Annotated in this window: 9 protein-coding genes and 1 pseudogene; 5 read left to right on the top strand and 5 right to left on the bottom strand. The window is 69.4% G+C overall.

Translation table 11 applies throughout. The features are described 5' to 3' along the window. The 4 genes and pseudogenes from AC3WLN_RS22470 to AC3WLN_RS22455 form a co-directional block, all read right to left on the bottom strand. Positions 1–205 (bottom strand): annotated as a pseudogene (locus tag AC3WLN_RS22470) (microcin ABC transporter permease); the annotation flags it as partial. A 9-nt stretch (positions 206–214) separates the two neighbouring features. After that, the gene (locus AC3WLN_RS22465; protein WP_492484992.1) at positions 215–2,074 is read right to left on the bottom strand and encodes an extracellular solute-binding protein; all 1,860 of its coding nucleotides are present in this window, start codon (positions 2,072–2,074) and stop codon (positions 215–217) included. After that, positions 2,071–3,954, bottom strand: coding sequence for an extracellular solute-binding protein (locus AC3WLN_RS22460; RefSeq protein ID WP_492484990.1), 1,884 nt, complete (start codon positions 3,952–3,954; stop codon positions 2,071–2,073). Before AC3WLN_RS22460 ends, AC3WLN_RS22465 begins: the two co-directional genes overlap by 4 nt. A gap of 222 nt (positions 3,955–4,176) precedes the next feature. After that, entirely contained in the window at positions 4,177–5,070 is an 894-nt protein-coding gene (locus tag AC3WLN_RS22455) for a c-type cytochrome (protein ID WP_492484988.1), read from the bottom strand. A gap of 324 nt (positions 5,071–5,394) precedes the next feature. On the opposite strand from AC3WLN_RS22455, the gene AC3WLN_RS22450 reads away from it, so the two are divergent. The 5 genes from AC3WLN_RS22450 to AC3WLN_RS22430 all read left to right on the top strand — a co-directional run bounded on the left by AC3WLN_RS22450 (position 5,395) and on the right by AC3WLN_RS22430 (position 9,320). Continuing rightward, entirely contained in the window at positions 5,395–6,138 is a 744-nt protein-coding gene (locus AC3WLN_RS22450; protein ID WP_492484986.1) for a 3-deoxy-manno-octulosonate cytidylyltransferase, read from the top strand. Between the two features lie 25 nt (positions 6,139–6,163). Next, positions 6,164–7,021: a prephenate dehydratase gene (locus AC3WLN_RS22445; RefSeq protein WP_492484984.1), complete on the top strand. Its 858-nt coding sequence runs from the start codon at positions 6,164–6,166 to the stop codon at positions 7,019–7,021. 263 nt (positions 7,022–7,284) lie between these two features. After that, positions 7,285–8,571 carry an oxalate/formate MFS antiporter gene (gene oxlT, locus AC3WLN_RS22440; protein ID WP_492484982.1) on the top strand — a complete coding sequence of 429 codons (1,287 nt, stop codon included), beginning with the start codon at positions 7,285–7,287 and terminating at the stop codon, positions 8,569–8,571. 155 nt (positions 8,572–8,726) lie between these two features. Further along, on the top strand, positions 8,727–8,927 hold the full coding sequence (locus AC3WLN_RS22435; protein WP_463770390.1) for a hypothetical protein: 201 nt from the start codon (positions 8,727–8,729) through the stop codon (positions 8,925–8,927). Positions 8,928–9,161: 234 nt separating this feature from the next. Beyond that, positions 9,162–9,320 carry a hypothetical protein gene (locus tag AC3WLN_RS22430; RefSeq protein WP_463770388.1) on the top strand — a complete coding sequence of 53 codons (159 nt, stop codon included), beginning with the start codon at positions 9,162–9,164 and terminating at the stop codon, positions 9,318–9,320. Positions 9,321–9,408: 88 nt separating this feature from the next. Here AC3WLN_RS22430 and AC3WLN_RS22425 read toward each other — a convergent pair whose 3' ends face one another. After that, on the bottom strand, positions 9,409–10,134 hold the full coding sequence (locus AC3WLN_RS22425) for a fused DSP-PTPase phosphatase/NAD kinase-like protein (protein WP_463770386.1): 726 nt from the start codon (positions 10,132–10,134) through the stop codon (positions 9,409–9,411). Between the last annotated feature and the right edge of the window lie 31 nt (positions 10,135–10,165).

The following is a 10,165-nucleotide window of genomic DNA, read 5'->3' as shown; positions in this document are numbered from 1 at the left end:
CGCCCCCGCCGCGCGCGGCGCCGCCGAGGTCGCCCGCCCCGCCGGTTACCCGCGACAGGCTGCCCTCGTTCTGGCCCTGGAGCTGGGCCAGCACCCGCTCCACGGGACCGCCCGGGGCGAACTGCACGATGACGAAGGTGATGAGCATGATTCCGAAGATCGTCGGGACCATGAGCGCGATGCGGCGCAGGATGTAGCCGAGCACGGATGTCCCTCAGGTTCGGCCGATGCGCCGGGCCTTGTCGGCATCGTACCACCAGACGGTCGGCACGCCGAGATCGTAGGTCGGTCCCTGGGCCGGGCGGCCGTAGACGTCCCAGAGCGCCAGCCGGTGATCGGCCTTGTACCACATCGGCACCCAGTAGCGGCCGGCCCGCAGCACCCGGTCGAGGGCGCGCGCGGCATGGGTCATGTCGGCGCGGGACGTCGCCTCCGTCACCTTGTCGATCAGCGTGTCGATGGCCGGGCTCGCGATGCCCGCCAGATTGTTCGAGCCGGGCGTGCCGGCGCTGCGCGAGCCGTAGGCCTCGCGGAGTTCGGGGCCGGGCGTGAGGCCGCCGGCGAAGCGGCGCGCCGTGAGGTCGAAATCGAAATCCTTGACCCGGGCCTGGTACTGCGAAGGATCGACCAGCCGGATGCTGGCGCGGATGCCGATCAGCCCGAGGTTGCGGATGAAGGGCTGGGTCACCGGCTGGAACACCGGGTCGTTGTCGAGGAACTCGATCTCCAGGGGCTTGCCGGAGGGCAGGCGGATCACGCCGCCGTCGCGGGTGCAGCCGGCCTCGCGGAGGAGGGCCACGGCGCGGCTGAGCAGGGCGCGGTCCTGGCCCGAGCCGTCGGAATTGGGCGGGCTCCAGGCCTCGCCGAAGACCTCCGCAGGCAGGTCGCCGCGCATGGGGTCGAGGAGGGCCAACTCCTCCGGCGCGGGACGGCCGCTGGCCTTCAGGTCCGAGTTCTCGAAATAGGAGGCCGTGCGGATGTAGGCGCCGTACATCAGGTTGGCGTTCGACCAGTTGAAGTCGAAGCACAGGCCGATCGCCTCGCGCACGCGCGGATCGCGAAAAGCCTCGCGGCGGGTGTTCATCCACCAGCCCTGCGTGCCCGAGGGCCTCGCATCGGGCACCACCTCCTTGCGGACGCGGCCCTCCTGCGCGGCGGGAAAGTCGTAGCCCGTGGCCCAGACCCGGGCGGTGAACTCCTCGCGAAACGTGAAGGCGCCGCCCTTGAAGGCCTCGAACGCCACCTGACGATCCCGGAAATACTCGTACCGGATCGCATCGAAGTTGTTCTGGCCGACATTCACCGGCAGCTCGGCGCCCCAATAGTCCTTCACCCGCTCCAGTTCGATGAAGCGCCCCGCCTCCACGCGCCCGACCTGGTAGGGTCCCGAGCCGAGCGGCGGCTCCAGGGAGGAGGCCTCGAAATCGCGCTTGGCGTAGTAGGCGGCCGAGAACACCGGCAGGGTGGCGACGAAGAGGGGCAGGTCGCGGCTGCGGCCGGGCGCGAAGCGCAGGGTCACCGTGGCGTCGTCTTCGGCCACCGCCTCGGAGAGGTCGCGGATCACCTGCGAGATCTCGGGGTGGCCCTTGTCCTTCAGGAGGCGCATCGACGCCGCCACGTCGTGGGCGGTCAAGCGCGAGCCATCGTGGAAGCGGGCCTGCGGCCTCAGGCTGAAGCGATAGGTCAGCCCGTCCTCGGAGACCTCCACCGTGCGGGCGAGGAGGCCGTAGAGCGCGTCCGGCTCGTCCAGCGCCCGCACCATCAGCGAATCGAAGGTCAGGTTCATGCCGGCGGCGCCGTCGCCGCGCAGGACGTAGATGTTCAGGGTGTTGAAGGTGTCGGAGGCCTGGTTGCCCAGGGTGGAGGCGAGCTGCGCCGAGAAGCGGCCCCCCCGCGGCGCGTCCGGATTGACGTAGGCGAAGTTCGGGAAGTCCGCCGGGTACTTCAGGTCGCCGAAGCTCGACAGGCCGTGGCTGGTGCGGCCCGCCGCCCGGCCCGGGGCGGGGAGGACCAGGGTGGCCCCGAGGGCGCCGGCGCCCGCAACGACGGCGCGCCGGGTCGGGCCGGCGCTCAACGCGGGGCCCCGGTCTTGGCCGCCAGGGCCTCGTCGTACCACCAGGTCGCCGGGAAGCCCGAGCTGCCGTATTTCGGCAGGACGTCCGGGTGCCCGAAGCGGTTCCAGCGCAGGGTGCGCGAGACGTTCGAGCCCCATTGCGGCACGACGAAGTTGTGGGCCAGCAGCACCCGGTCGAGGGCGTGGGTCGCCGCCAGCACGCCGGGGCGGTCACGCGCGAAGATCACCTTCTCCACGAGGGCGTCGATGGCCGGATCCTTGATGCCGATGAGATTGCGCGAGCCGGCCTTGTCGGCGGAGGCTGAGCCCCAGTATTCGCGCTGCTCGTTGCCGGGGGAGAGGGATTCCGGCCACGAGCTCGTGGTGATGTCGAAGTCGAAGGCCCGCAGGCGGTTCTGGTACTGGGCCTGGTCGATGACCCGTAGGGAGCTGTTGATGCCGATGAGCTTCAACTGCGCCGCGTAGGGCAGCACGACCCGCTCGAACACGCTCTGGAATTCCAGGAACTCGACGGTGAGCGGCTCGCCGCTCTTCACGTCGGTCATCTGGCCGTTGCGCAGCTCGTAGCCGGCCTGCTTCAGGAGGCCGACGGCCTCGCGCAGGTTGGCCCGCACCGCGTCCGGCGTGCCGTTGACGGGGTTGGTGTAGGGTGTCGTGAAGACGGAAGGAGGGATCTTGTCCTTCACGGATTCGAGGATCGCGAGCTCGTCGCCCTGGGGCAGGCCGGACGAGGCCAGCTCCGAGCCGAAATAGTAGGAGTCGATGCGCTTGTAGAGGCCGAAGAACAGCGACCGGTTCATCTCCTCGAAGTTCATCGCGAGGTTGAAGGCCCGACGCACCCGCGGATCGGCGAATTTCGCCCGGCGGGTGTTGAGCACGAAGGCCTGCATGTTGCCGTTGCCGCGATCGGGGAATTCCTCCTTGATCAGACGGCCCTCCTTCACGGCGGGAAAATTGTCGTAGGCGGTGGCCCAGTTGCGCGCCACGTTCTCGGCCCGGAAGTCGAACAGGTCGCCCTTCAGCGCCTCGATCAGCACCGTCGCATCGCGAAAATACTCGTTGCGCATCGTGCCGAAGTTGTTGCGGCCGACATTCACCGGCAGGTCCTTGCCCCAGTAATCCGCCACCCGCTCGTAGGTGGCGCTGCGCCCGGCCTCGAACTTCGCCAGGCGGTAGGGGCCCGAGCCCAGGGGGATCTCCAGGGTGGTCTGGGTCACGTCGCGCGGCCGCCCCTGGGCGTCGGTGCCGGTCCACCAATGCTTGGGCAGCACCCGCAACTGGCCGAGCACCTGCGGCAGCTCGCGGTTGCCGGCCTCCGAGAAGGTGAAGGTGACCTCCCGCGGGCCGGTGACGGCGGCCTTGGTCACGGTCTGGTAATAGGCTGCATAGAACGGGCTGTTGGCCTTCAGGACATCGAAGGACCAGACCACGTCCTCGGGCGTGATCGGCTGGCCGTCGTGCCAACGGACGCCCTCGCGCAGGCGGTAGGACACCGCCGAGAGGTCGTCGGCGAGGCGCACGCCGTCCGCCAGGAGGCCGTAGGAGGTGAACGGCTCGTCGGCCGACTCCGTCATGAGGGTGTCGTAGATCTGGACGATCCCGCCCTCGAGGTCGCCCTTCAGGCCCGAGACCACGTAGTTGAAGTTGTCGAAGCCCCCCTGCGCGCCGAGGCGCACGAGGCCGCCCTTCGGCGCGTTCGGGTCGGCATAGTCGAAATGCTTGAAGCCCGGGCCGTATTTCGGCTCGCCCATCAGCGTGATCGCCGGCTTCCAGTCACCCTGTGGCGTGGTGGGTGCCGGATCGGGAGCGGCCCGGGCGGGCAGGCCGCAGGCCAGGAAGGCGAGGGCGGCGACGAGGCGTCCGATCGGGGCAATTCGCATCACGGGCAGGCGGTCTCCGGATTCCGGGGTCGCGGTTCCGCCGCCGCACCGGCGACGGCAGGCGGGTGTTCTAGGACGGACCGGCCGCGAACGCCAAGCGGGCGCGTGCGCGCAGGAAGCTTAACTCGTATGCCTGCCTTCGGTCCCGACAAACGAAGAAGGCCGGGCGATGCCCGGCCTTCTTCGTTCATGAAAACCCTCTGTCCGCGCCGGAAGCCCGGATCAAGGCTGCGCCGGCTTCTCGGCCGGTACGGTGGCGGCCGGGGCCGGCGGCGCGGCGGGAGCCGCCTGGACCGGGGTGTCGTCGGCGGGCTTCGCGGAAGCCGGCTTGTTCGCCTCCTCGCCCGCCACGGTGGGCTTGGCGGCGGTGGCCGGGTTGGCGACCTCGGGCTTCTGGTCCTCAGCCGGCTTGGAGGTATCGGCGGGCTTGGGCGCCTGCTCGCGCCGAACCTCGGCGGCGGGCTTGGAGTCGGGCGCTGGCTTGGCATCCGCTGGCTTGGCGTCCGCGGGCTTGGCATCCCCGGACTTGGCGGCGGCCGGCTGAGCCTCGGCCGGCTTGTCGCCCTCGGCCTTCTTTTCCGCCGCCGGCAGCGGCGCCGGCGTGTCGGCGAGGCTGCGCAGGTACAGGATCACGTCGGCGCGCTCGGCGGGGGAGGTGATCCCGGCGAAGGCCATCTTGGTGCCGGGAACGTAGCCCTTCGGGTTCGTCAGGAAGTGGTCGAGCTCGTCGTAGGTCCAGGTGCCACCCTTCTCCTTGAGGGCGGCCGAGTATTCGAAGCCCGGCTCGTGCGCGCGCTGGCGGTCGACGACGCCCCAGAGATGCGGGCCGACCTTATTCGGGCCGCCCTTCTCGAAGCTGTGGCAGGAGGCGCACTTCTTGGCCGCCGCCTGGCCCTTGTCGACCGTGGCGCTGGCCAGGCGGATCGGCAGCGGCTCGGCCTTGGCCTCAGGCGCGGCGCCGCCGGCTGCCTTTGGCTGGGGCTCGGGCAGGGCATAGCCCGCATTGCCCGCCGGCTTGGGATGATAGATCAGTTCGGCGACGAAGCCCGACCCCACGGCGAACAGCAGCGCGCCGAGCGCGGCACCCGCGACCTTGTTCAGCTCGAAAGAGTCCATTCTCGACAACTCCGGTGCGGCCGGCCTGAGGGGGGGAGAATTCAGGGCGAAGTCCAGCGCGGGTCCGTGCCGGACTTTGGAAACGGTCGAGGGTGCTTAGCCGCTCAAGCCCGACCTTGACAATGGTCCCATCGCGCTTCGCGTAGTCGCAGAGCGGCCTGTGTCGCCGTCATCCCTCACTTCTTGAGACGCGAGCGGGCGCATCCGGTTCCCGCCGGAATGGTCGAAGGACGGCGCGGCCCGGCATGGGGCGCCGGCGCGCGGCATGACAACCCGGGGCGCCGCTGTTAAGCACCGGCCCCAGCCGGAGCAGGGCCCAGACCGATGTCCGATCCCATCGTCCTCATTCCCGCGCGCATGGCCGCGACCCGCCTGCCGAACAAACCGATGGCCGACCTCGCCGGCGAGCCGATGATCGTGCACGTCTGGCGTCGCGCCGTGGAGGCCGGCATCGGCCCCGTCGTGGTCGCCACCGACACGCCCGCCATCGTCGAGACCATCGAGGCCGTCGGCGGCCTCGCGGTGCTGACCCGGGCCGACCACCCGTCCGGCTCGGATCGTCTGGCCGAGGCCCTGGAGATCATCGATCCGCAGGGCAACCACGACGTCGTGGTCAACGTCCAGGGCGACCTGCCGACCATCGACCCCGGCATCATCGGCGCGGCGATCCTGCCCCTGGCCGACCGCTCGGTCGACATCGCCACCCTCTGCGCCGTCATCACGGAGGATTCCGAGCGGCGCGACCCGAACGTGGTCAAGCTCGTGGGCCACACGGTCGGAACCCGGCGCCTGCGCGCCCTCTATTTCACCCGCGCCGAGGCGCCCTGGGGGGCGGGCCCGCTCTACCATCATATCGGCCTCTACGCGTATCGCCGGAAGGCGCTGGCCCGCTTCATGGCGTTGCCGCCCGGCGAGCTCGAGACCCGCGAGAAGCTGGAGCAGCTCCGTGCCCTCGAGGCCGGGATGCGCATCGACGCCATCCTCGTCGACGACCTGCCGCTCGGCGTCGACACCCCCGCCGACCTGGAGCGCGCCCGCGCCATCCTGTTGGCCCGCCGCCTGAACTGAAGCGCCTCGGAAAGACCTGCCCGCCATGCCCCAGCACATCGTCTCCTATCAGGGCGAGCCCGGCGCGAACTCCCACATCATCTGCGCCCAGGCCTATCCGGACTGGACGCCGCTGCCGTGCCCGACCTTCGAGGACGCCTTCGCGGCCGTGAAGGAGGGCCGCGCCACGCGGGCGATGATCCCGATCGAGAACTCGATCGCCGGCCGGGTGGCGGACATCCACCACCTGATCCCGACCTCCGGCCTGCACATCGTGGCCGAGCACTTCCTGCCGATCCATTTCCAGCTGATGGTCCTGCCGGGCACGCCCGTCGAGCGCATCCGGACGGTGCACAGCCACGTCCACGCCCTCGGGCAGTGCCGCAAGATCATCCGGCGCCTCGGGCTGCGCGCCATCGTGGCCGGCGACACGGCCGGAGCGGCCCGCGAGGTCGCGGAGGCGGGAGATCCGACCCGGGGCGCCCTGGCGCCCGCCCTGGCGGCGGAGGTCTACGGCCTCGATATCCTGGAGCGCGACGTCGAGGACGAGAGCCACAACACCACCCGCTTCGTCGTGTTCTCGCCCGAGCCCGAGGCGGTCTCGCCCGGGCAGGACCCGATGGTCACGAGCTTCGTCTTCCGGGTCCGCAACATTCCGGCGGCCCTCTACAAGGCGCTGGGCGGTTTCGCCACGAACGGCGTCAACATGTCGAAGCTCGAGAGCTACATGGTCGAGGGCCAGTTCTCGGCGACGCAGTTCTACGCCGAGGTGGACGGCCATCCGGAGGAGCCGGGCCTGTCGCGGGCGCTCGCCGAACTCCGCTACTTCTCCCGGGAGGTGCGGATCATCGGCACCTACCCGGCGCATCCCTATCGCGAGGCGAGCCGCATCGCGGCGGAATAGGGGCGTCCCCGCCGCCGAGAACGGTCCCGGCGGCGGGGACGCGCGGGAGCCGTCTGAACGCTGTGCTTCGATCGGCCTCCGGGGAGCGGCAGAGGAGCGTTTCGACAACCTGCACGATTGTTCGCGGCCTGGCTGCGCCGCGGGCCCATACGAGGCCCATCACGTCCGAAACCACATTTCATTCCCTGGTATATTGCATACAAAGAATTTTGGTGCATGCTGACGCCATCGGTGCGAACAATCCGATCAAGAAGGAATTCGGGATGGAACGTCAGGACCCGCCGTCCGCCAAATGGTGGCAACTCGCCTTCGGCGTGCTGTGCATGGCGATGATCGCCAACCTCCAATACGGATGGACGCTCTTCGTCGACCCGATCGACGCCAAGTTTCACTGGGGCCGTGCGGCGATCCAGTTCGCCTTCACCATCTTCGTCGCCACCGAAACCTGGCTCGTGCCGGTGGAGGCTTGGTTCGTCGACCGCTACGGCCCGCGCATCGTGGTCTGCTTCGGCGGCGTCATGATCGCCCTCGCGTGGTTCCTGAACGCCCAGGCCGATTCCATCTTCCTGCTCTACGCGGCGGCCGTCATCGGCGGCATCGGAGCAGGATCGGTCTACGGCACCTGCGTCGGCAACGCCCTGAAATGGTTCCCCCATCGCCGCGGCCTCGCTGCCGGCGCCACCGCGGCCGGCTTCGGTGCCGGTGCCGCCGTCACCGTGATCCCGATCGCCAAGATGATCGCCACCAGCGGCTACCAGGACGCCTTCCTGTATTTCGGTCTGGGGCAGGGGGCCATCGTGGTCCTGCTGTCGTTCTTCCTGCGCAAGCCGTCCCTGGCGGTGCCGGTCCAGCGCAAGACCCTGCGCCTGCCCCAGGCCAAGGTCGACCGCACGCCGCGCGAGGTGGTCCGCACCCCCGTCTTCTGGCTGATGTACGTGATCTTCGTGATGGTGGCCTCCGGCGGCCTGATGGCGGCGGCGCAGATCGCCCCGATCGCCCACGACTTCAAGGTGGCGGACGTCCCCGTCAGCCTGTTCGGACTGCAGATGGCGGCGCTCACCTTCGCGATCTCCCTCGACCGCATCTTCGACGGCTTCGGGCGCCCGTTCTTCGGGTTCGTCTCGGACAACCTCGGACGCGAGAACACGATGTTCATCGCCTTCTCGATCGCCGCCCTGGCGATCATCACCCTGCTGACCTACGGCACCAGCCCGTTGGTCTTCGTCTTCGCCACGGCGGTCTATTTCGGTGTCTTCGGGGAGATCTATTCGCTGTTCCCGGCCACCTGCGGCGACACCTTCGGCTCGAAATTCGCCACCACCAATGCCGGCCTTCTCTACACGGCCAAGGGAACCGCCTCGTTCCTGGTGCCGATCGCCAGCGTCATCTCGGCCAGGTACGGCTGGTCGGCGGTGTTCTCGATCATCATCGGGCTCAATGTCGTGGCGGCGATCCTGGCGATGTTCGTCCTGAAGCCCCTGCGCCTGCGCTTCCTCACCGACGAGCCCGTCGCGGCTCCGGTGGCGGCGCGACCGGCCCAGGCGGCCTGAGCGCAGCCGGGCGTCACACCCTCCGCCCGCAGCGTGTCCGCCGGCCCGACGCTCCTTCCACGGGGCGGGCCGGCGGAAAACCGGGTTTCCTGATCGGCGCCATCCGCGCCGGTCGGGGGATCGACCCGACGATCCGGCCGACTTCGAGGTGGTCCATGAACATTGCGGCGGCACTCACCCTCCAGACGGTCCCCTTCGCGGGCATCGTCCTGGCCGGTCGGGACGACAGGGATCTCTTCGCGGTCGTGTATCTCGGCGCGGTCGGTCTGATCCTGACGCTGATCGTTCTCACCGGTGAAAGTCCCGGCTACGTCTCGTCCTTCGCCGCGGACATCGAGAGTCTGTCGATGAATTGATTGGTGCGCTGCGAAAACTGACGCCTTCAGGCGATCTCGCGCCGATCGTTTGTCCGGTGAGGTTTGCACGGCCGATGGTCGAGCGATGCAGGAAGGACCGGTTCCTGGGCGGGAGAGAGGGCGCTTACGGCCAGGCCTGCATTTCCTGCATGCGTGGTGTGTTGGATTTGGTATACCAGAGCAAATGGTGCGGTGCCATATGAGGCTCAACGCAACCGCACCGGAACGCCTCAGATGATCGCTCTCCTCGTCGTCGCCGCCATCGCCCTGAACGTCTCGCTGGTCTTCGTGGCCGCCAACGTCCTGACGCCGAAGAACGGTCCGCTCTCCAATTCCGGCCGCTTCATCGCCAGCAACGAGAACGCTCCGTCGACCCTGCGCCTCGCCGCCTGAGGGTGTCGCACCGCCGGGCGCTCGCGCGTCGGCGGCGCCCGGAAGAAGAGCCCGCCCGGCCCGGCCGCGGCGGGTTTTTCGTGCCCGCCTATTCGCGCTTGATGACCCGGTCCACCACGAGGTCCGACCAGAAACCGGGGCGGAACGAGCGCTTCAGCGCCTCCGGGTCGTACTCCGTCTCGACCCAGGTCAGGAAGTCGAGGCCACGGGCTTCGCCCTCCTGGCGGTAGAGCGCGAAGAACGCATCGAGGATTCCGGTCTTGGCGAACCGGAAATGGCCATAGCGGGCGGAGAGCTGGCCCATGGCCTCCGCCACCGGCAGGCCCTCGTGCAGGATGAGGTAGAGCGCCGCCGCCAGCCCGGCGCGGTCCGCCCCCGATTTGCAATGCATCATCGCCGGGTACTCGACCCCGTCGAAGAACGCCTTGGCGGCCAGGATGGTCTCGCGCGAGGGCGCCTCCCGCGAGCGCAGCACGAACTCCACCAGGGTCAGGCCCTGGCGCTCGCAAGCCTCGCGCTGCAGGGGCCACGAGCCGTGCTCGCGCCCGCCGCGCAGGGAGATGACGGTCCGCACGCCCTGGCGCTTGAACCAGGCGAGCTGGTGCGGTGTCGGCTGGGCCGAGCGCCAGAGCTTGCCCGCGCCGATCCGATGCCGGTTCAGGTAGGCGAGGCGGAAAACGCCGTGATCCACCAGCAGCATGTTCGCCCAGGCCTTGGCCCGCGAGACCGGGCCGGCGATCGGGCGCTCGAAGCGCGCGATCCGCGCCATGCGCCGGGCGTAGCGGGTCTCGTACGAGAGGAAGCGGTTGAACACGGGTGCGGAGGAACCGGTGGGAGGCGGGGGA

Source organism: Methylobacterium sp. FW306-05-D, assembly GCF_058782155.1.
This window is presented reverse-complemented; position numbering and strand designations above follow the sequence as displayed.